Here is a 21,600-nt window from a genome sequence, read left to right as displayed (position 1 = left end):
GGTATCAGTTGCCGTTTTTATCTCTTTATTTCCCTCCATTAAGATGAAGCAGACTTCTGATCAATTATAGTACAGCCTTATATGCATATATAGAATAAGTTATATCATTTTAGAATATGCGGGCCGTTATCTTTTTTTCAGAGTAAAAAATAAATGGAACCGATCCTCAACTACAGTGTTCACTATTAGAACAACTCTACTAGATTCTCACTGGTATTACCAGTGCAAGTTACTCACCCATTTTATGCATATATTTCAATTCAGGCAGACTATTATCTTCCAGCCTGCCTGCGCGATTCAGGAAGCGATATCTTGCCATTTCATACGGCTGCAGCATCGCGCATGACTCTGACCAGATAACGCTTATCGTCAGTCAACGTGGCACCATGGATGTCGGTTTCAAAACCAGGATAATGCACACCGATGCTGCACAGCATCAGTAAAAAGTCCAGCACCGCCCGGCTGGCCCGGGTAATCCTTTCTCCTGGCATTACTACCGGGACGCCTGGCGGATAAGGCAGGATCATACTGGCAGAGATCCGTCCTTCCAGCTGGTTCAGCTCTATGGTTTCGACATTACCCTTTACCTGCTGCTGAAACATCTGATGCGGCGTCAAAACCATCTCAGGCAGCGCGGCAAACGCTTGCAGCATCAGCGCGGGTAAATCATGCTGGCGGATCAGTGAATGAATGCCACGGGCCAGGTCCTGAATACGCATGTTGTGATAAAAATCCGGATCTTCGGCATACAGATCGGGGAGCATGTTTTTTATCCGCAAATTGAGATCATAGGCGCGCTTGAACTCCGTCAGTCCGCGCAATAATCCCATCGCTTTGGTTTTATCAATGCCGATACTGAACAGAAAAAGTAGGTTATAAGGGCCAGTTTTTTCCACAACCACACCGCGCTCATCAAGAAAACGCGCCACCAGTGCCGCCGGTATACCTTCATCAGCCATCTCTCCCTGCGCATTCATACCCGGCGTCAGGATGGTGACTTTAATCGGATCAAGATACATATGGTCAGCATCGGTATCATTAAAGCCGTGCCACGCTTCTTCTCCCGGCTGGATTGGCCAACACAGAGCTTCATCAATTCCATCAGGTTGCCAGATATCAAAGAACCAGCTGTCTGATTCTTCACGCAATCGCTGCACCTCGCGCCTGAAATGCAGCGCCCGTTCAACTGAACGCTGAATAAGTCGTCGCCCTGGGTTACCACGCAACATCGCCGCAGCGGTCTCAATCGCGCCACAATGGGATAGCTGGGTGACGTGGTGGTGTGCATCATATAAGCTTCATTAAAGGTTTGCTCGTCATAATCTCCTTTAATATGGATCAATGACGCCTGTGAAAAAGCCGCCAGTAACTTATGTGTTGACTGGGTTTCATAGATGACTTTTCCGGCCACTCTCTCTCCGCTCATACCACTTTTTCCGGCACAAATTGGATGGAAATGGGTATAGGGCACCCAGGCCGAATCAAAATGTAATGATGACACTGCCAGCGTTTCTTTAATGTACTGCGTGTTGTAAAGCAGCCCATCGTAGGTTGAGTTGGTGATAACCGCATGCACCGGCCAGCTGGCACGTGGCGTTTGCGCCACTTTCAGCGCGATGCTCTCACGGCTAAATTCCCGTTTCGGGATACCGCCAGAAATCCCTAATGCATTACGGGTTGGCGTTAGCCAGACCGGAATAATATCGCTCATCATCAGCATCTGGGTGAGAGATTTATGGCAATTACGGTCAACCAGAACCGTGCTGCCAGCCGGTACCGCATACATGCCAATAATTTTATTGGCGGTGGATGTACCATTAGTCACCATATAGCTCTGTTCAGCGCCAAAAGTCCGGGCAATATATTCTTCAGCTTCCAGATGCGGTCCGGAATGGTCGAGCAAAGATCCCAGTTCCGTCACGGATACAGAAATATCTGCTTTTAGCGTATTGGCACCGAAAAAATCATAAAATAAGGTCCCTACCGGACTTTTCAGATAAGCCGTGCCAGCCATGTGTCCCGGCGTACAGAAGGTATACTTTCCCTCTTTCACATAAGTAAATAGCGCCCTGGTTAGCGGCGGGGTGATGTTATCAATATATTCATCGGTGTACTGGCGGATGCGCAAGGCAATGGCATCGGCTGCGTTTAAGGCATATTCAAAAAACCACAGTGCCATGCGCATTTCGTTAAGCGAAACATCCAGAGAGGAATCGCTGTTGATAAAGGCATATAACGGCAGGTATTCGTTAAGCTGATTAATTTCACTACACAGATCAAAATTGTATTCATCCCAGTCAAAGATCACACCGCACAGCCGCGGATTACGTTCAATTAATGCCAGCAAATCACGGGCATCCCGCGGATAAATGGTCTGAAAACCCCTGGCCTGCAGTGCCTGATCGAGTTCCCGTACGGGCTGGTCTTTGTAGTACGCCTGGTGTGGTCCCATAATGGCAATAATGTTCACAACGCCTCCTGGTCTTCTTGCCTGTGTGTTTTAAGCATAGCGAACAGGTATTGATAATGCGTGCGGCTGGCGGCTGAAAACTCCGCTCTGGCTATAGGCTCTGAACGGTCGCCATAAAAAAGGACCGCACCGGCGGTCCTTTTTTATGGCGATGTATATGACAATGAAAAAATCAGGCGTAGCCGTAACTCATCAGTCGCTGATAGCGACGATTAAGCAGCTCTTCAACGCTTAACACGTCGAGGTCGGCCAGATCATCAAGCAGCTGCTTTTTCAACGATTCGCCGGTTGTAATCGGATCGCGATGCGCGCCACCCAACGGTTCCGGCACAATCGCATCTATCAGCTTGAGCTCTTTCAGCCGCGGCGCAATGATTCCCATTGCTTCGGCCGCCAGCGGCGCCTTGTCAGCGCTTTTCCACAAAATTGATGCACATCCTTCCGGCGAAATCACCGAATAAGTACTGTACTGCAGCATATTAACTTTATCACCAACACCAATAGCCAGCGCGCCACCTGAGCCACCTTCACCAATCACGGTACAAATAACCGGAACCTTAAGCCCCGACATTTCCCGTAGGTTACGGGCAATCGCCTCAGACTGGCCACGCTCTTCAGCCCCCACCCCAGGATAAGCCCCGGGGGTGTCGATAAAGGTGATTATCGGCAGCCTGAAGCGTTCGGCAAATTCCATCAGGCGGAGTGCTTTACGGTATCCTTCCGGCGCCGGCATACCGAAGTTGCGGCGAATCTTTTCTTTGGTTTCACGGCCTTTCTGATGGCCAATGATCATCACCGGACGTCCTTCAAGACGGGCTATTCCACCCACAATGGCTTTATCATCGGCATAAGCCCGATCGCCGGCCAGTTCATCGAAATCGGTAAAAATATGACGAACGTAATCCAGCGTGTAAGGACGTAACGGATGGCGAGCCAGCTGGGCAATTTGCCAGGCACCTAAATCGGAGAAGATTTTGCGTGTCAGCTCTACGCTTTTTTCGCGCAGACGCTTTATTTCCTCATCCAGATTAAAATCCAGTTTTTCATCCTGTCGGCTAACCGCTTTGAGGGAATCAATCTTCGCCTCCAGTTCTGCGATTGGCTGCTCGAAATCCAGGTAATTAAGACTCATAATGTTCCTGTTTTAATCAAACTCCAGTTCCACCTGCTCCGATCCTATCAGCGAACGTAATTCATTCAACAGACGATCGCTGGGAGACACGCGCCAGGTTGCGCCAAAACGTAACTTTGCACGCGCATCCGCCCTCTGGTAATAAAGATGTACCGGAATCGTTCCCGAGCGGTGAGGCTCAAGAGACTGACGGAGACGGTTTAATAGCTGGTCATCAATTTGCCTGTCCGTCAGCGAGATAGCAAGCCCGCGCGCATATTTTTCACGAGCTTCATCAATCTCCATCACTTCGCGGGCCATCATTTTAAGACCGCCGTTGTAGTCATCGAAGCTGACCTGTCCGCTGACGATCAGAATTTTGTCCTTTTCCAGCAGTTGCTGGTATTTGTCCAGTGCATCGGTAAACAGCATAACCTCCAGACGACCCGAGCGGTCGTCAAGAGTACAAATACCGATACGATTGCCACGCTTGGTGACCATCACGCGTGCGGCCAGTACCAGGCCGGCCGCAACGGTAATTTTGCCACGTTCGGTCGGGTGCATATCCTTCAGACGCAGGCCCCCGACATAACGCTCAATTTCTTTCAGATACTGATTGATCGGATGGCCCGTTAAGTAAAGACCTAAAGTCTCCCGTTCGCCATCCAGCTGCACCTGTTCCGGCCAGGGCGTGACGCTGGCATAGGATTGCTCAACCTGCTCCGGCTCCTCTGCCAGTACGCCAAACATATCCGCCTGCCCTATCGCTTCCGCTTTTGCATGCTGATCTGCGGCCTTCAGGGCATCATTCAGGGCACTCATTAATGCAGCACGGTGTGGGCCAAGTCGATCGAAGGCGCCCGACATAATCAGTTTTTCCAGTACCCGGCGGTTAAGCTTTCTGGTGTCGGTACGGGCACAGAGATCGAACAGCTCACGGAAGTAGCCCCCCTGATTACGGGCTTCAATAATCGCTTCAATCGGCCCTTCACCGACGCCTTTAATCGCGCCGATGCCGTAAACAATTTCCCCTTCATCATTCACATGGAAATGATACAAGCCGGAGTTGATATCCGGCGGCAGGATTTTCAGCCCCATCCGCCAGCATTCATCCACCAGTCCGACGACCTTTTCCGTGTTATCCATATCTGCAGTCATCACGGCGGCCATAAACTCGGCAGGATAATGGGCTTTCAGCCATAGCGTCTGATACGAAACCAGCGCATAAGCTGCCGAGTGTGATTTATTAAAACCGTAGCCGGCGAACTTTTCCACCAGGTCAAAGATTTTCATCGACAGCTCGCCATCGACGCCCATTTTCTCGGCACCCTGCTGGAATACAGAACGCTGCTTGGCCATCTCTTCAGGCTTCTTTTTACCCATGGCGCGACGCAACATATCCGCCCCCCCCAGGGTATAGCCGGAAAGCACCTGCGCTATCTGCATTACCTGTTCCTGATAGAGAATAATGCCATAGGTAGGTTCCAGCACCGGCTTGAGGGTTTCATGCTGCCACTGGATATCAGGATACGAGATGGCTTCGCGGCCGTGTTTACGGTCAATAAAGTTATCAACCATGCCCGACTGCAGCGGCCCCGGACGAAACAGCGCAACCAGCGCGATCATATCTTCAAAACAGTCAGGCTTCAGACGTTTGATGAGGTCTTTCATGCCACGCGATTCAAGCTGAAACACCGCCGTGGTTTCCGCCCGTTGCAGCATATCAAAGCTTTTTTTATCGTTGAGCGGAATCGCCGTAATATCAACCGGCGGCTCACCCTGTTTTGCCCGCCGCGCGTTGATCATATCCAGCGCCCAGTTAATAATCGTCAGCGTACGCAGGCCAAGGAAGTCAAATTTAACCAGCCCGGCATATTCCACATCGTTTTTATCAAACTGAGTAACCGGATGATGACCTTCTTCATCGCAATAGAGTGGCGCAAAATCAGTGATCTTAGTCGGCGCAATCACCACGCCACCCGCATGTTTACCGGCATTACGGGTGACGCCTTCCAGCTTGCGCGCCATATCAATCAGCGCTTTGACTTCTTCGTCGGCCTCATAAATTTCTGCTAGCTGAGGCTCGGCTTCAAAGGCTTTCTCCAGCGTCATCCCCGGATCGGGAGGGACCAGTTTAGAAATACGATCAACAAAGCCATACGGATGCCCCAGCACGCGCCCCACGTCGCGAATGACCGCTTTGGCCGCCATAGTACCAAAGGTAATGATCTGCGAAACCGCGTCACGTCCATACATATCCGCAACATGTTCAATGACCTGGTCGCGTTTCTCCATACAGAAATCAACGTCAAAGTCAGGCATCGAAACACGTTCCGGATTGAGGAAACGTTCAAACAGTAAATCGAACTGCAGCGGATCAAGATCGGTAATTTTCAGTGCATAAGCCACCAGAGAACCCGCGCCCGAACCGCGTCCCGGACCAACCGGAATACCGTTATCTTTTGACCACTGGATAAATTCCATCACTATCAGGAAGTAACCGGGGAAGCCCATCTGATTAATCACGCCAAGCTCAACGTCCAGCCGCTCATCATACGGCGGGCGTTTCTGCGCACGTTCAGCCTCATCCGGATAGAGGAAGGCCAGCCTCTCTTCCAGGCCTTCCTGTGATTTCTTCACCAGAAAATCTTCGGTAGAAAGTTCCCCTGTCGGAAACTGTGGCAGGAAATATTCACCCAGTCGTACCGTGACATTACAGCGCTTAGCAATTTCCACACTATTAGTTAACGCTTCCGGGATATCTGAAAACAGCTCACACATCTCTTGTTCGCTGCGCAGATATTGCTGAGCACTGTACTTTTTTGGCCGTTTGGGGTCGTCAAGCGTGTAGCCGTCATGAATCGCTACGCGAATTTCATGGGCATCAAAATCGCCTTCTTCAAGGAAACAGACTTCATTGGTTGCCACCACCGGAATATTCTGCTCAATGGCTAAGGCAACCGCCGCATGCAGATAGTTTTCTTCGTCTGCGCGCCCGGTACGAATTAACTCAAGATAATAGCAGCCATCAAAATAACGCTGATAAAAGGCCAGACATTCGTTAACCAGCGTATTGTTACCCCGGATAATCATCTTTCCAACATCGCCGCAGCGGCCGCCGGAAAGCAAAATAATGCCTTCACGATGTTCCACCAGCCAGCCGCGATCGATAACCGGTCCTTCTGCCCCATAACCACGCTGATAGGCACGTGATATCAGCAAAGTCAGATTCTGGTAACCGACATTGTTCGCCGCCAGTACCGTCAGTTGAGCAAGCTCATCCGCCATCAGCTCACTGCGCATCAGAAAATCGGCACCAATAATCGGCTTCATTCCCAGACCATGGGCACCGCCATAGAATTTCACCAACCCGCACAGGTTAGTAAAGTCGGTGATTGCCAGTGCCGGCATACCCAGCGAAGCGGCTTTCTTTATCAATGGCCCGGTTTTGGCAAGGCCATCAACCATTGAATAGTCGCTATGCACGCGCAGATGAATAAAACGAGGTTCAGCCATTTTCTACCGTTACCCGTATTTAAAGGGAATTACAGGCCGGAAAGCGCGGCGGCACGCACCTGTGCGTCCAGCAGCGCATTACGTACCGGGGCAAAGCTACGACGATGATGCGACGTGACCCCATACTGCGTCAACCGTTCCAGATGAAGCGCGGTCGGATAACCTTTGTGCTGAGCAAACCCATACTGAGGAAACAGTTTATCCAGCTCGGCCATTTCACCATCGCGCGCAACTTTTGCCAGGATTGAAGCAGCGCTTATCTCGGCCACCAGGCTATCGCCTTTTACCACCGCCTGGCAGGGTACCGGCAACGCCGGACAGCGGTTACCATCAATCAGCACCATATCGGGGGTAAGCGACAGACCGGCAACCGCCCGCTGCATCGCCAGCATAGTCGCATGCAGAATATTCAGGCGGTCGATTTCTTCCGGTTCGGCTCGGCCAAGGCTCCAGCTGAGCGCTTTTGCCTTAATCTCTTCTGACAAAATCTGCCGGCGTTTTTCAGACAGTTTTTTCGAGTCAGTCAGACCGGCTATCGGCCGGGAAGGATCGAGGATCACTGCGGCAGTAACCACCGCGCCGACTAACGGCCCGCGACCAACTTCATCAACACCGGCAATACAGGAGGCAGCAGGATAGACAAAGGGGGTCATTGGCAGAGCTCCAGCACAGCTTCTGCGGCCTGCTCATCGGCATTCCAGCGGATTTGCTGATGCAGTTCGGTGAAGGTGGCAAGCAGCGTATCGCGTGTTTCTCCGGCTGCCAGCAGCGGCTGCAGGGCCGCTGCCAACGCCTCAGGCTGGCAGGCGTCCTGCAACAGCTCTGGTACCAGCTCGCGACCGGCCAGCAGATTCGGCAGTGAAACCCAGGGGGTTTTTATCAGTCGTTTTGCCAGCCAGAACGTCAGGGGCTTCATGCGATAACCAACAACCATTGGACACTTTGCCAGCATACATTCCAGAGCAGCGGTACCGGATGCCAGAATGGCGCCGTCGCTGGCCACCATTGCCTGACGCGCTTTACCATCCAGCAAATGCAGCGGCAGGTCCGGTGCCACCTCGGCTTTAATCGCTTCAAACTGCTGGCGCCGGCGCGGATTCACCAGTGGGACCACAATCTCTAACGCCCCGAGCTGCTGGCGTAACAGTGCCGCCGCTTTGAGAAAATCGGCGCTGAGCATCTCAACTTCCGCGCTGCGGCTACCGGGCAGCAGCGCCAGGCAGTGCGCATTGTCCGCGATACCCAGTTCACGACGCGCCACCCGTTTGTCGGGTTGTAACGGCATCGCATCGGCCATGGTATGACCAATAAAGCGACAGGGTACATTGAAGCGATCGTAAAAGGCTTTTTCAAAGGGCAGAAAAGCCAGCACCAGGTCCGTTGAACGCCCAATCCTGAAAACCCGCTTTTGTCGCCATGCCCATACCGAGGGACTAACATAATGAACGGTACGAATACCGCGCTGTTTCAGCCGGCCTTCAAGAGGAATATTAAAGTCTGGCGCATCAATACCAATAAAGACATCTGGCTGTAAGCGGCTAAACCGTTGCAGCAGATCGCGCCGGATATGCAGTAAGCGCGGCAGCCGGCCCAGGACTTCGACGATCCCCATTACCGCCAGCTCTTCCATCTCATACCAGGCCTCACAGCCCTGCGCCTGCATCAAAGGGCCAGCGACACCGACAAAACGTGCCTGCGGATGGCGCGCTTTCAGAGCGCGTATCAGACCCGCGCCCAGAATATCGCCGGAGGTTTCCCCAGCGACCAGTGCAAAAGTTAACGGTTTCAGTGACATAGACTCAGCGAATCAGACCACGGGTCGAACGGGCAAAGAAATCATAGAATGGTTGTACTTCCGGGTGCGCTCTCGCAATAGCGGCAATTTCCGGTTTAGCTTCTTCCAGTGATTTACCCGTGCGATAAAGCACTTTATAGGCATTACGAATCGCGTGAAGTGCCTCTTTGCTGTAACCTCGACGCTGTAACCCCACCAGATTAATGCCAAAAGGCGTGGCGTGATTGCCCTGCGCAATAATAAAAGGCGGCACATCCTGCGCAACACCGGAACAGCCGCCAACCATAACATGTGCACCAATTGTGCAGAACTGATGCACCGCCGTCATGCCGCCAATAATTGCGTAGTCATCAATGGTCACATGCCCACCCAACGTGGCATTGTTTGCCAGAATGCAACGGTTACCAATGACACAATCGTGCGCGATATGGGCATTCACCATCAGCAGGTTATCGTTACCTACTTTGGTCAGACCGTCAGCCTGGACAGTCCCGCGATGCACCGTCACGCTTTCGCGAATACTGTTGCGGTCGCCAATTTCTACACGGGTCGGCTCACCGGCATATTTCAGATCCTGATTGACTTCGCCAATAGTGGCAAACTGGTAAATGGTGTTGTCTTTGCCAATTTTGCTGTGGCCATTAATAACCACATGAGACTTCAGCACCGTGCCTTCGCCGATTTCTACGTTGGCACCAATAAAACAAAACGGGCCAATATGCACGCGAGCGCCGATAACAGCGCCCTCTTCAATAACAGAACTGGGGTGGATAACGGCGGTTTTATCAATCACAGAATCAGGCCTCCCGGTTGCGGGCGCACATCATAGTAGCTTCACACACAACTTTACCGTCAACGGTGGCCACGCCTTTAAAGCGCGTCAGACCACGGCGGGTTTTCTCGAAAGTGACTTCCATGATCATCTGATCGCCTGGCATCACCGGACGTTTAAAACGCGCTTCGTCAATGCCAGCAAAATAATAAAGTTCGCCCGGCTCCAGCTTGCCAACGCTTTTAAACGCCAGGATACCTGTCGCCTGGGCCATCGCTTCAAGAATCAAAACGCCGGGTAAAATAGGCTTACCAGGAAAATGCCCCTGAAAAAACGGCTCGTTGACGGAAACGTTTTTAACCGCACGCAGATATTTGTGCTCTTCGAACTCAAGCACGCGATCGACCAGCAAAAACGGGTAACGATGCGGAAGCAGTTCAATAATCTCTTCAATTTTCAGAGTATGCGTTTCAGTAGTCAAAATACTCTTCCTGTCCTAAAAAATCTGATGGCATCAATAACACGGCCTGCAACGGCTCATCGCCAGCAGGCCGCAAATCATTTTCCATATGCCTGGCTTCCTTGCTTCCGTAAGAAGGTCTGAAGCCGGTCAGTGCGGGATGAATGTTCAGTCTTTACCGACTTTACGTTCAACGGCTTTCAGCCGTTTGCTCATATCATCGATATTCATTACCAGCGCTGCCGTTTTACGCCAGGTTTTATTGGGTTGTAGTGGAATACCGGAGGAGTATACCCCAGGTTCGGTGATAGGTCTCATGACCATTCCCATTCCTGTGACCGTTACTTTATCGCAAATCTCCATGTGGCCGTTAATAACACTCGCCCCACCGATCATGCAGTAACGACCAATTTTCAGGCTGCCCGCCATGATGACGCCACCCGCTACAGCGGTATTGTCGCCAATAACGACGTTATGCGCAATCTGACACTGATTATCGATAATAACACCATTACCAATAAGGGTGTTATCAAGCGCACCGCGATCGATGGTGGTACAGGCACCAATTTCAACCCGATCGCCAATCACCACGCTCCCAAGCTGCGGTATTTTAATCCAGTTACCGCGATCGTTAGCATAGCCAAAACCATCGGCACCAATGACCGTACCGGACTGGACCAGACAATCGCAGCCTAACTGCACTTCATGATAAATCGTAACGTTGGCCCAGAGCCGGGTCCCGGCACCAATACGGGCCTTTTTACCCACGAAACAGCCCGGGCCAATAATGACGTTATCACCCAGTTCTGCGCCGGACTCAATCACGGCGTTAGCCCCCACCGCAACGTTTTTACCCAGCCGGGCGCTGGCATCAATCACCGCACTGGCGGCTATACCATCAGCAGGTTTCGGCGTGGTATCAAGAAGTTGCGCCATGCGGGCAAAAGTAAGATAAGGATTTTTCACCACCAGCGCGGCGCTGCGACACCAGGGGAGGTCGTCCTGCGTTAATACCACGGCAGACGCCTGGCATTCAGCCAGCTGTTCGCGGTATCGACTGTTAGAAAGAAACGTGATTTGACCGGATTGGGCGGATTGCATAGAAGCAATGCCGGAGATGGCAACGCTGCCATCTCCGTGCAATTCTGCATCCAACTGCTGGGCTAAATCAGCCAGTCGAATTAGAGACATGTATTATTTAACCTGTTTCAGAACGTCAGCCGTAATATCTTTAGATTTAGCTGAGTAAGCTACCGCATTCGAATCGACAACCACATCGTAGCCTTCGCTATCGGCAACTTTCTGCACGGCATCCTGAATACGGCTCAGAAGCTTGTTACGTTCTTCCATCTGGCGACGACGGTTATCCTGTTCGAAAGCCTGCGCTTTAGAAGAGAAGGTTTCGCGCTCTGCCATGACCTGTTTTTCCATGCGGCTACGTTCAGACGCTTTCATGGTTGAACCATCACGCTGCAGTTTCTGCATTTTGGTTTGCAGATCGCGCTCCATACCTTGTAATTCGGTAGCACGGCTTTTGAATTCAGTTTCAAGCTGCTTCGCAACCGTCGCACGTTGCGGTAACTGTTGGAAAATGCTGGAAACGTTTACCACTGCAATTTTATCAGCGGCCTGCGCACCAGCGGAAGCCGCCAGAGCGATACCCAGACCTGCGGCACACAACAACTTTTTCACTATAAACTCCTTACCCTCAACGTTTGTGTCAATGACACAGTTTTGCCTGAAATAACCGGCGAGTCTGTGCTGACCGTCAGTTTCTCAGGCGATACTCATCAATAATGCTTTTATGCTAAGCCGCATTACCAGGTTTTACCAATGTTAAACTGGAACTGCTCGGATTTGTCGCCCTCATATTTCTTAAACGGCTGGGCATAAGAGAACACCAGCGGTCCAAGCGGCGACATCCATTGTAAAGCCAGCCCCGCAGACATACGAATATTCCCAGGCGTGCTGTAGTCAGGAATACCGGCGTTACGGGTTGCATCCGTGTTCTGCCATTCGGTATCCCAGACGGTACCGGCATCGACGAACAATGAGGTTCGCACTGAGTTAGCATATTTCTCGCTCAGGAACGGCGTCGGGGTGATCAGCTCAAGACTGGCCACGGCCATAGCATTACCACCGACGGCGTCATCCGATTCACACAGAGCATTGCTGCCCGAACACTTGTCGGAGTTGACGTTATAGTAAGCCGCTTTCGGACCAATGGTATTAGAACGGAAACCACGTACCGTGCTGGAACCACCGGCATAAAAGTTTTCATAGAACGGCAGTTCTTTATTACCCAGTCCACCACCGTAACCCAGGCGACCACGACCCAGTACCACCCAGGTGCGGTCCTGATTGATAGGCAAATACTGCTGCGAATCGAGTGTCAGCTTATAAAAGCTGTTATCTGAGCCCGGCACGGTAATCTTACCGTTGAGGTTAGTGCGGTTACCTGCGGTCGGGAAGAAACCACGGTCCAGATTATTGTAAGTCCAACCGTAGTTGAACGTGAAATCATCCGCGGAGTAGGTACCCTTATCATTCAAATCCTGATGATGGCCTACGGAGTCAAGATAGCGCCACATCGCAATTTGCGGCTGCATGTTAGACAGGTCGTTATGCACATAGCCCAGGCCGACACGCAGCGTGTTATTTTCGTTAATCGGGAAACCTAACGTGCCGTCTAAACCATAACTTTTATTGGTGTAGTCAGAAAGATCGGCGTCATCCGCTTTAAAATCGTTATAGAACAGACGACCACCGAGACTGACGCCATCAACCGTAAAGTAAGGATCGGTCATGGCAAATTCAGCGTAGGTCTGATAGTCGTTTTTGGTTCCACTCAGGCTAACGGTGTTACCGGTTCCCATCCAGTTATCCTGGGAAACACCGACCTGGAAGCTGACGCCACTTTCCGTACCGTACCCGACACCAAAGTTAAAGGTCCCGGTATTACGCTCTTTTACTTTGTACACAACATCGACCTGATCGGCGGTGCCTGGTACGCGCTGGGTATCGACATCGACAGTATCGAAGTAACCAAGGCGATTCAGGCGTTCTTTGCCCTGCTCAACCAGGTTACTGCCCAGCCATGCCCCTTCCATCTGACGCATTTCACGCCGCAAAACCTGATCTTCAGAGGTGCTATTGCCTTCAAAGCGCACTTTACGAACGTAAAAGCGATTACCGGCATCCACGCTGACATGCAGTTTCACCGTCTTGTTGGCATCATCAATTTCTGGCTGCGTCGCCACGCGCGGATATGCGTAACCATAGCGACCCAGCAGTTTCTTGATGTCGTCTTCCATTTTGGTCACTTTGGCGCCGCTATACAGTTCGCCAGGCTGAATATGTGCCAGCGCTTCGATTTCGGCAGAGTGTCCGGCCATGCTGCCATTCACCACGCTACCGGAAATTTTGTACTGGTCGCCTTCAGTGATATTAATGGTAATGTAGATACCTTTTTTATCCGGAGTCAGGCTGACGTTCGTCGAATCGATATTGAAGCGGGCATAGCCACGGTCAAGGTAGAAGCTACGCAGCGTTTCAAGATCGCCGGCCAGCTTCTGCTTTTCATATTTCCGGTTGCCCACCAGATTCCACCATGGCACCTCATCACGCAGCTGAAAACGTGATATCAGCTCGTCAGAGCTGAAGGCTTTATTGCCCACGATATTGATCTGCTGAATTTTGGCCGAAACACCTTCGGTAAAGACCAGCTTGAGATCAACCCGGTTACGGGGCAACGGCGTCACCACAGCTTTAACGCTGGCGCTGTATTTACCTACGCTGTAGTAAAAATCTTCCAGCCCTTTTTCAATCGCCGAGAGGGTGGTGCGATCCAGCGCTTCGCCAACGCGAACCCCCGATGCTTCGAGATTCTGTTTAAGCTGCTCATCTTTGACCGCTTTGTTGCCGGAAAAAGTAATGCTGGCAATGGTGGGGCGTTCTTTGACCTGAACAATCAGGGTATTACCATCACGTAATACCTGAACGTCTTCAAAGTTCCCGGTGGCGAATAAGGATCGAATGATATTACTGATATCATCATCAGTGATCGTATCACCGACGCGTACGGGCATACTCAGCAATGCCGCACCGACGGCAACTCGCTGTAAGCCTTCGAAATGAATGTCCTTCACTACGAAGTTATCCGCACCGTATACGGTAGCGCTGCTAAACAGCAGCGACGCTATGAGCAACTTTTTCATCGCCATCGTTGTTATGCATTCTTCCTAACTGGTTCCACAGTTGCCGGGTCAAACCGGGGCGACAGATTTACGCCTGCCACACAGACCGTAACCAGCGACATCGTCAGTCGCCGCGGTCTCCCGTCCCTGACATTACAACCGTGAGAAATCATTAAATAGTGCAAGCCCCATTAACAGCACCAGCAAAACTGAACCGATGCGGTAACTGAAGTCCTGAACTCGCTCTGACACCGGTCTGCCTTTGATTTTTTCCATCAGCAGGAACAGCAGGTGCCCACCATCTAGTACAGGTAATGGAAACAGATTGATAATCCCGAGGTTTATGCTAATTAACGCTAAAAACATCAGATAATAAATCAAGCCATATTCCGCTGACATCCCCGCCCCCTGTGCTATCGAGATAGGGCCACTCAGGTTGTTCAGCTTCACATCACCCGTAATCAGTTTTCCCAGCATACCGACAGTTAACTTCATCAGCTGCCAGGTTTTTGCGCCCGCCTCCCCTACCGCAGCGAAAGGACCAAACTGACGCACCGTTTTATACTCATCCGGCAGCGGGATCACTCGCGGAACCACGCCGGCAAATCCTTCAACCGTCCGACCCGGTTTCACATCCGGGATCAGCGTCAGCTCACGAATCTCCCCCTGACGCTCCACCTGCAGTGCAATCGGCTTGCCTGGGTTATTGCGCACCGTGGCAACAAAAGTTTGCCACTGCACTAAAGGCTGAGCATCGACTTTAACGATCCTGTCGCCAGCTTGCAAACCCGCTTTACTGGCAGCCGATCCGTTCTGCACTTCTGCCAGTACGGTTTCAATCTGCGGTCCCTTCGGGACTATCCCCAGCGACAACACGGGGTCCTGTTTATCCGGTTCGAACTGCCAGCGCCGCAAATCGAGCGTTTTATCGACCGTAGCATCACTGCCAAATGCTGCCACACTGAGGGTTGCCTGGCGGTTACCAATATCAGCAACCAGCGCCATGCGCACAGCATCCCAGTCTGGCGTTTCGATACCGTCTACCGCTTTAAGTTCCATTCCCGGTGAAATTTGCGCTTCTGCGGCCAGAGAATCGCTCATTATTTCGCCAACAACCGGTTTAATTCCTGGCACCCCGATAATAAAAACCAGCCAGTAGGCAAAGAGAGCAAAAATGAAATTGGCCAACGGGCCAGCGGCAACAATTGCCGCCCGCTGAGTCACGGTTTTGTGATTAAACGCCAGATGACGCAATTCCGGCGCCACCGCCTCCACCCGCTCATCAAGCATTTTGACATAGCCGCCGAGAGGGATAACTGCAATGACGAACTCGGTACCCTGCTTATCGCGGCGCCGCCACAAGGCTTTTCCAAAACCAACCGAAAAACGCTCAACTCGTACACCACACCGGCGCGCCACCCAAAAGTGACCAAATTCATGCACGGTAATCAGGATGCCGAGGGCAACAATAAAAGCGGCGAGACTCCAAAGAATGCTTAGCATAGAAACCTTACAGGGTTCTGAAAACCAGCAACAACAGGCAGGCAAATACCGGCACCGCCGCTGTCAGGCTATCAATTCGATCCAGAATACCACCATGACCTGGTATCAGGTTGCCGCTATCCTTAATGCCCGCTTCGCGTTTAAACATGCTTTCCGTTAAATCGCCCAGCACTGAAGCCAGCGCGGTGACTAATGAACACATTAGCAATGTCATCGGGGCTATCGCCAGCGGCGCGGTGAGACCAAATAACCAGGAAATCAGTGCGCAGGTCAACAGACCGCCGATAAACCCTTCCCAGGTTTTTCCCGGTGACACTTTTGGCGCCAGCTTATGTTTTCCAAATAAGCGACCAAAAAGATAAGCACCGGAATCGGCCGCCCAGACCAGAAACATAACGTAGAGTAGCCACCAGGCACCGGTATAATGATTACTATCATAACCGAACTGGCGCAGGGTCATCATGCCCCAAAAAAAGGGCACAATGGTAAGAATACCAAAAAGAAGTCGTAAAATGCGGGACCCGCGCCACCATCCGGCGGAAGCAGGGTAAAAAATAACCAGCGCCAGCGCCAGTATCCACCACAACATTGAAGCCCACAGCGAAGCTTCAACCTGGGGAACATGCAACGCCCGCTGATAAGCAGGCAGCGTAAACAGCATCAGCGCCAGCAGAAATCCACACGCCAGCGCGAGCCAGATACGCTGTGTCCGTGAGCTAAAACCGGCCAGTTGCCCCCATTCCCAGGCAGCCAGCATACAAATGGCCAGAGTGGTAATTACAAATCCAGCCAAAGGTAACCAGAACAGTGCAGCAATCACAATGGGAATCAATATCAACGCTGTGATCAGGCGAGACTTCAGCAAAGGTTACCCCCAGGGCATTCAGGTACCGCCTGGTGCTGCGCCACCATAACGTCGTTCGCGTTGTGCAAAAGCATTCAGTGCACCTTCAAAAACGTGTTCGTCAAAATCAGGCCAGAGAACCTCAGTAAAGTAAAATTCCGCGTAGGCAATTTGCCATAACAAAAAGTTACTGATGCGATGTTCTCCCCCGGTCCTAATCACCAGATCGACAGGCGGTAAATCGTGCATGCAAAGGTGCTGTTCCAGCGTCTCTTCAGTAATCTGATCGGGACGAATCAGCCCTTCCTGCACCTGGCCGGCGATATGTCTGATGCTGTTTATAATATCCCAACGTCCACCATAATTGGCAGCGATGTTTAGGGTCAGTCCATTATTTTGCTGAGTCAGTTCTTCGGCGCGACGAATTCGTTCCTGCAAACGAGCATTAAACCGGCTGATATCACCAATAATCCGCAAACGGACATTGCTTTTATGTAAATTCTTTATTTCACTGTCCAGCGCCCAGATGAAAAGTTCCATCAGTGCCAGCACTTCCTGCGGCGGCCGATTCCAGTTTTCACTGCTGAACGCATAGAGCGTTAACGCATCCATGTTGCTGTTGAGGGCATAACTCACGGTACGGCGAACGGATTTTACACCAGCCCGATGGCCGAGCATTCGCAACTTCCCCTGATTTTTAGCCCAGCGACCGTTGCCATCCATAATGATGGCCACATGGCGGGGCGTTGCCCCTGTCGGGTCATCGGATTTTACTACATGAGTGGACGACATAACGCGTTAACATTCCTTAAATCAGAAAGAGTGGTTTCTGAAATATCTCACCTGCTGACACAAAATAACCGTGGCTGCGGCGGTTTTACCACGCAAATTCAAGGTCATCCATAACATAAGCCAGAGACTATATCATCTCCAACCAGCGTGAACAAATACCGTCAGTTGCGCTGCCGGGTCACTCAGAGACTGAAACGCGCCAGCGCAGAACGCGCGGCCTGACGTGCCTGGCTGTCAATTTCCACCACCTCATTGACGCTTGCTGGTTCGGCAAGCTGTAACCGTTCCAGCACCGATACATTTAATGCGGCAATATCAGTAAAGCGTATCTGTCCGTCAAGAAACGCGGCCACCGCAACCTCATTTGTGGCATTCAGTACGGTGGTTGCCGCCTGGCCGGTATTACAGGCATCAATGGCCAGTTTCAGACAGGGGTAGCGTATATAGTCAGGCGCAGCAAACGTCAGTGCCTGGATGCTGGCAAAATCCAGCGGCGTCACGCCGGAAGACGCACGTTCAGGCCAGGCCATCGCATGAGCAATTGGCGTACGCATATCTGGCGTACCCAGCTGCGCCAGAACGCTGCCGTCACAGTAACGCACCATCGAATGAATCACCGATTGAGGATGAATAATCACCTCCATCTGTGCAGCAGATGCATTAAACAGCCAGCGGGCTTCGATATATTCCAGACCTTTATTCATCATAGTGGCCGAATCAACGGAGATCTTACGCCCCATTGACCAGTTCGGATGGGCACAAGCCTGTTCAGGTGTGACATGCTTTAACATGTCCATCGGCGCATCACGAAAAGGACCACCAGACCCCGTGAGGATAATGCTATCAATGCCATTATCCTTCAGAGAAGCGTAACCTAACTGACGCTGAAGGGAAGCGGGCAAACTCTGAAAAATCGCGTTGTGTTCGCTGTCCAGAGGAAGCAGCTGAGCGCCGGAAGTCCTGACCGCATCAAGGAATAAACGGCCGCAGGTCACCAGCGATTCTTTGTTAGCCAGCAGTACCTGTTTCCCTGCACGGATCGCCGCCAGCGTCGGCAACAAACCGGCAGCGCCGACAATCGCCGCCACCACCATGTCAACATCACTTAGTGCCGCCAGCTCGCAGGCAGCGCTTGTGCCACTCAGCACCTCGGTGTCTATATCTCGTTCGCGTAACTGCTGACGCACGGCTGTTGCTGCCGCGTCAGTTGCCATACAAATCTGGGCGGGATGAAACATCTGACACTGCTCAACCATCATGGCGACGTTACTGCCTGCCACTAGCGCTTTTACCTGAAAATGCTCAGGATTTGCTTTAATCACCGCCAGCGTGCTGGTGCCTACAGAACCGGTTGATCCCAGAATTGTCAATTGTTTCATTTTGCCACCCATAGTCTCTTCCATGATTTTACCCTCCAGCGTCTCTGCCTTGCCGGCCAGGCAGAAAGCGCCGGTACCCAACGTAAAACGCCGCACGACAGCCGCCCGTATCTGGGGACTCTCGGTACGGCGTTTGACAGCAACACAACGGACTCAGAAGTCCATCAGCTCCGTTTCTTTTTCGCTCAGCGCAGCATCAATTTTTTTAATACTGGCATCGGTCAGTTTCTGCACTTCATCCTGAGCACGACGCTCTTCATCTTCGCCGATCTCTTTCTCTTTCAGCAGGGCTTTTAGCTTATCGTTGGCATCACGGCGCACGTTACGCACCGATACCCGGCCTTGTTCCGCTTCACCACGCACAATTTTAATCAGGTCTTTACGCCGTTCTTCAGTCAGCGGCGGTAGCGGAACCCGGATATCACTCCCAGCAGAGCTTGGATTCAGCCCCAGATCGGATGTCATGATCGCTTTTTCTACCGCGGCACTAACGCTACGGTCGAACACATTTACCTTCAGCGTGCGTGAGTCTTCAACAGTAATGCTGGCCAGCTGTTTCAACGGCGTGGGCGCACCGTAGTACTCAACCGTAATACCATCGAGAATGGCAGGAGAGGCACGACCTGTGCGAATCTTACTGATATTGTTTTTAAATGCCTCTACGCATTTATCCATGCGCGTATCAGCATCTTTTTTAATGTCGTTAATCACGTTGGAACCCTTAAATTCTGGTTACCAGGCAGGTTCTGAACCGCCAGAACCCGTTGATGTCTTATCGTCAGAACTCTGAAGCAGAGTCCGTTTTAGCAGACGCAGGCAGAATATACCCTATTTTATGCCGCGACTGATATTAATGCGTAATCAGCGTGCCTTCTTTTTCACCCATAACCACACGACGCAATGCACCGGGCTTGTTCATATTGAACACCCGGATAGGCAGCTGATGGTCACGGGCAAGGGTGAAAGCGGCCAGATCCATTACTTTCAGTTCACGTTCTAACACTTCGCTGTAGCTTAATTTCTCATACAGCGTTGCATCCGGATTTTTCACCGGGTCGGCAGAATACACGCCGTCAACCTTGGTCGCTTTCAGCACAACATCTGCTTCAATTTCAATGCCGCGCAGGCAGGCAGCGGAATCGGTGGTGAAAAACGGATTGCCGGTACCGGCACAAAATATAACCACCCGGTTGTTGCGCAGCAGGCTAATCGCCTCAGCCCAGCTGTAACTGTCACATACGCCGTTAAGCGGGATCGCCGACATCAGACGCACGTTAACGTAAGCCCGATGTAACGCATCACGCATTGCCAGACCATTCATCACCGTCGCCAGCATTCCCATATGATCGCCGACCACGCGGTTCATACCTGCTTCTGCCAGACCGGCTCCCCGGAACAAATTACCACCACCAATAACGACCCCAACCTGTATACCTAACTCCACCAGTTCTTTAACTTCCTGTGCCATACGGTCGAGAACGCTGGCATCGATACCGAAACCTTCTGCACCTTGTAGCGCTTCACCACTGAGTTTCAGCAGAATACGTTGATAAACGGGTTTTGCATTGGTCGCCATGGTCAATTTTTCCTGAAAGCTAGCGTTGAATTGAGAAACGTTAAAACAGAACCATCATCCCGTTAGCCAACTCAAATTACTATTGGGATGAGACTGAAAATGCGTGGCGTAACGCCCTGTAAACACGATTTTCAGACAAAAAAGAACCGCCTGATGGCGGTCCTTTTACTGCAGTCGCTTATGACTGCTTAGACATCGCTGCGACTTCAGCAGCAAAATCACTTTCGACTTTTTCGATGCCTTCACCCACTTCAAAGCGGATAAAGTTTACCACCTCAGCGCCTTTCTCTTTCAGCACCTGGCCGACGGTTTTAGCCGGGTCGATGACAAAATTCTGGCCAGTCAGAGAAACTTCACCCGTGAATTTCTTCATGCGGCCTTCAACCATTTTTTCGGCAATTTCACGTGGCTTACCAGACTGCATGGCAATTTCCAGCTGGATTTGGTGTTCACGCTCAACCACTTCGGCAGAAACATCTTCTGGTTTAACGTATTCCGGTTTGCTGGCTGCAATATGCATTGCGATCTGTTTGATTAACTCATCATCGCCACCCTTCGCGGACACCAGTACGCCAATACGCACGCCGTGCAGATAGCTACCAAGCTGAGCACCTTCCAGCGCAGACACCCGGCGGATATTGATGTTTTCACCAATTTTTGCCACCAGCGCAACGCGCTTTTCTTCAAATTTTGCTTTCAGCGCGTCAACATCGGTGATGCGCTCAGCAACAGCGGCAGATAACACTTCATCCGCAAAGGCCTGGAAACCGGCATCTTTGGCCACAAAGTCAGTCTGGCAGTTCACTTCCAGAATAACGCCGTAGTTGCCATCAATTTTCGTTTTGATCACGCCATCAGCAGCCACATTGCCAGATTTTTTAGCCGCTTTCGCCTGGCCAGATTTACGCATGTTATCAATGGCCAGCTCAATATCACCATTGGCTTCACCAAGCGCTTTTTTACAATCCATCATGCCAGCGCCAGTGCGCTCGCGCAGTTCTTTTACCAGAGCAGCGGTAATTTCAGCCATTCTTTCATCCTCGGTTAGCGTAGCTTCTGCCAGCAGCGCCATGCGCAAGCCCTGACAGAAACCGGGTATCGGCAAACATTCTGCCCTGCCGGTTGTGTGTATTCAGGCAAAGCAGAGATAAAAATAAAGGGGCCAATGCAGGCCCCTTCTCGATCG

Annotated in this window: 16 protein-coding genes and 1 pseudogene; all 17 read right to left on the bottom strand. The window is 51.5% G+C overall.

The genetic code is table 11. From position 1 onward, the window contains the following. Positions 1-320: 320 nt before the first annotated feature. The 17 genes and pseudogenes from BL249_RS00680 to tsf all read right to left on the bottom strand — a co-directional run bounded on the left by BL249_RS00680 (position 321) and on the right by tsf (position 21,444). Positions 321-2,470, bottom strand: a pseudogene (locus BL249_RS00680) (lysine decarboxylase LdcC). Positions 2,471-2,642: 172 nt separating this feature from the next. After that, positions 2,643-3,602, bottom strand: a complete 960-nt coding sequence (accA, locus tag BL249_RS00675) for an acetyl-CoA carboxylase carboxyl transferase subunit alpha (RefSeq protein ID WP_099706498.1) — start codon at positions 3,600-3,602, stop codon at positions 2,643-2,645. A 12-nt stretch (positions 3,603-3,614) separates the two neighbouring features. Beyond that, the gene (gene dnaE, locus BL249_RS00670; protein WP_099706497.1) at positions 3,615-7,097 is read right to left on the bottom strand and encodes a DNA polymerase III subunit alpha; all 3,483 of its coding nucleotides are present in this window, start codon (positions 7,095-7,097) and stop codon (positions 3,615-3,617) included. Positions 7,098-7,126: 29 nt separating this feature from the next. After that, positions 7,127-7,750 (bottom strand): ribonuclease HII, encoded by a 624-nt coding sequence (gene rnhB, locus BL249_RS00665; RefSeq protein WP_099706496.1) that lies wholly within the window; start codon positions 7,748-7,750, stop codon positions 7,127-7,129. Continuing rightward, complete coding sequence (gene lpxB / locus BL249_RS00660) at positions 7,747-8,892, bottom strand: lipid-A-disaccharide synthase (protein WP_099706495.1); 1,146 nt, start codon at positions 8,890-8,892, stop codon at positions 7,747-7,749. The genes rnhB and lpxB overlap by 4 nt, the downstream gene beginning before the upstream one ends. 4 nt (positions 8,893-8,896) lie before the next feature. Next, positions 8,897-9,685, bottom strand: a complete 789-nt coding sequence (gene lpxA / locus BL249_RS00655; protein ID WP_099706494.1) for an acyl-ACP--UDP-N-acetylglucosamine O-acyltransferase — start codon at positions 9,683-9,685, stop codon at positions 8,897-8,899. 4 nt (positions 9,686-9,689) lie between these two features. After that, entirely contained in the window at positions 9,690-10,145 is a 456-nt protein-coding gene (gene fabZ / locus BL249_RS00650; protein WP_099706493.1) for a 3-hydroxyacyl-ACP dehydratase FabZ, read from the bottom strand. Positions 10,146-10,292: 147 nt separating this feature from the next. Next, on the bottom strand, positions 10,293-11,315 hold the full coding sequence (lpxD, locus tag BL249_RS00645) for a UDP-3-O-(3-hydroxymyristoyl)glucosamine N-acyltransferase (RefSeq protein ID WP_099706492.1): 1,023 nt from the start codon (positions 11,313-11,315) through the stop codon (positions 10,293-10,295). Between the two features lie 3 nt (positions 11,316-11,318). Continuing rightward, a complete protein-coding gene (skp, locus tag BL249_RS00640; protein ID WP_099706491.1) occupies positions 11,319-11,816 on the bottom strand; it encodes a molecular chaperone Skp in 498 nt (165 codons plus the stop codon). A gap of 125 nt (positions 11,817-11,941) precedes the next feature. Next, positions 11,942-14,347, bottom strand: coding sequence for an outer membrane protein assembly factor BamA (bamA, locus tag BL249_RS00635; protein WP_099706490.1), 2,406 nt, complete (start codon positions 14,345-14,347; stop codon positions 11,942-11,944). Positions 14,348-14,473: 126 nt separating this feature from the next. Beyond that, positions 14,474-15,823: a sigma E protease regulator RseP gene (gene rseP / locus BL249_RS00630; RefSeq protein ID WP_099706489.1), complete on the bottom strand. Its 1,350-nt coding sequence runs from the start codon at positions 15,821-15,823 to the stop codon at positions 14,474-14,476. Positions 15,824-15,830: 7 nt separating this feature from the next. Next, entirely contained in the window at positions 15,831-16,688 is an 858-nt protein-coding gene (gene cdsA / locus BL249_RS00625) for a phosphatidate cytidylyltransferase (protein ID WP_099706488.1), read from the bottom strand. An 18-nt stretch (positions 16,689-16,706) separates the two neighbouring features. Further along, on the bottom strand, positions 16,707-17,459 hold the full coding sequence (gene ispU / locus BL249_RS00620; RefSeq protein WP_099706487.1) for a (2E,6E)-farnesyl-diphosphate-specific ditrans,polycis-undecaprenyl-diphosphate synthase: 753 nt from the start codon (positions 17,457-17,459) through the stop codon (positions 16,707-16,709). A 182-nt stretch (positions 17,460-17,641) separates the two neighbouring features. Next, positions 17,642-18,838 carry a 1-deoxy-D-xylulose-5-phosphate reductoisomerase gene (gene ispC / locus BL249_RS00615; protein WP_099706542.1) on the bottom strand — a complete coding sequence of 399 codons (1,197 nt, stop codon included), beginning with the start codon at positions 18,836-18,838 and terminating at the stop codon, positions 17,642-17,644. Between the two features lie 153 nt (positions 18,839-18,991). Further along, positions 18,992-19,549: a ribosome recycling factor gene (gene frr, locus BL249_RS00610; RefSeq protein WP_099706486.1), complete on the bottom strand. Its 558-nt coding sequence runs from the start codon at positions 19,547-19,549 to the stop codon at positions 18,992-18,994. Between the two features lie 139 nt (positions 19,550-19,688). Further along, positions 19,689-20,414 carry a UMP kinase gene (gene pyrH / locus BL249_RS00605; RefSeq protein ID WP_099706485.1) on the bottom strand — a complete coding sequence of 242 codons (726 nt, stop codon included), beginning with the start codon at positions 20,412-20,414 and terminating at the stop codon, positions 19,689-19,691. Positions 20,415-20,592: 178 nt separating this feature from the next. After that, entirely contained in the window at positions 20,593-21,444 is an 852-nt protein-coding gene (tsf, locus tag BL249_RS00600; protein ID WP_099706541.1) for a translation elongation factor Ts, read from the bottom strand. Positions 21,445-21,600 lie beyond the last annotated feature (156 nt).

The sequence above is a fragment of the Erwinia sp. OLFS4 genome (assembly GCF_002752165.1).
Taxonomy (GTDB): Bacteria; Pseudomonadota; Gammaproteobacteria; order Enterobacterales; family Enterobacteriaceae; genus Izhakiella.
The sequence above is the reverse complement of the archived record's forward strand: the minus strand, read 5'-3'. Positions and strand labels throughout refer to the sequence as shown.

What these genes read in the sequence shown, in the direction of transcription:
- accA (WP_099706498.1), bottom strand. Translation starts at nt 3,602, where the DNA reads ATGAGTCTTAATTACCTGGATTTCGAGCAGCCAATCGCAGAACTGGAG.
- dnaE (WP_099706497.1), bottom strand. Translation starts at nt 7,097, where the DNA reads ATGGCTGAACCTCGTTTTATTCATCTGCGCGTGCATAGCGACTATTCA.
- rnhB (WP_099706496.1), bottom strand. Translation starts at nt 7,750, where the DNA reads ATGACCCCCTTTGTCTATCCTGCTGCCTCCTGTATTGCCGGTGTTGAT.
- lpxB (WP_099706495.1), bottom strand. Translation starts at nt 8,892, where the DNA reads ATGTCACTGAAACCGTTAACTTTTGCACTGGTCGCTGGGGAAACCTCC.
- lpxD (WP_099706492.1), bottom strand. Translation starts at nt 11,315, where the DNA reads ATGTCTCTAATTCGACTGGCTGATTTAGCCCAGCAGTTGGATGCAGAA.
- bamA (WP_099706490.1), bottom strand. Translation starts at nt 14,347, where the DNA reads ATGGCGATGAAAAAGTTGCTCATAGCGTCGCTGCTGTTTAGCAGCGCT.
- rseP (WP_099706489.1), bottom strand. Translation starts at nt 15,823, where the DNA reads ATGCTAAGCATTCTTTGGAGTCTCGCCGCTTTTATTGTTGCCCTCGGC.
- ispU (WP_099706487.1), bottom strand. Translation starts at nt 17,459, where the DNA reads ATGTCGTCCACTCATGTAGTAAAATCCGATGACCCGACAGGGGCAACG.
- ispC (WP_099706542.1), bottom strand. Translation starts at nt 18,838, where the DNA reads ATGAAACAATTGACAATTCTGGGATCAACCGGTTCTGTAGGCACCAGC.
- pyrH (WP_099706485.1), bottom strand. Translation starts at nt 20,414, where the DNA reads ATGGCGACCAATGCAAAACCCGTTTATCAACGTATTCTGCTGAAACTC.
- tsf (WP_099706541.1), bottom strand. Translation starts at nt 21,444, where the DNA reads ATGGCTGAAATTACCGCTGCTCTGGTAAAAGAACTGCGCGAGCGCACT.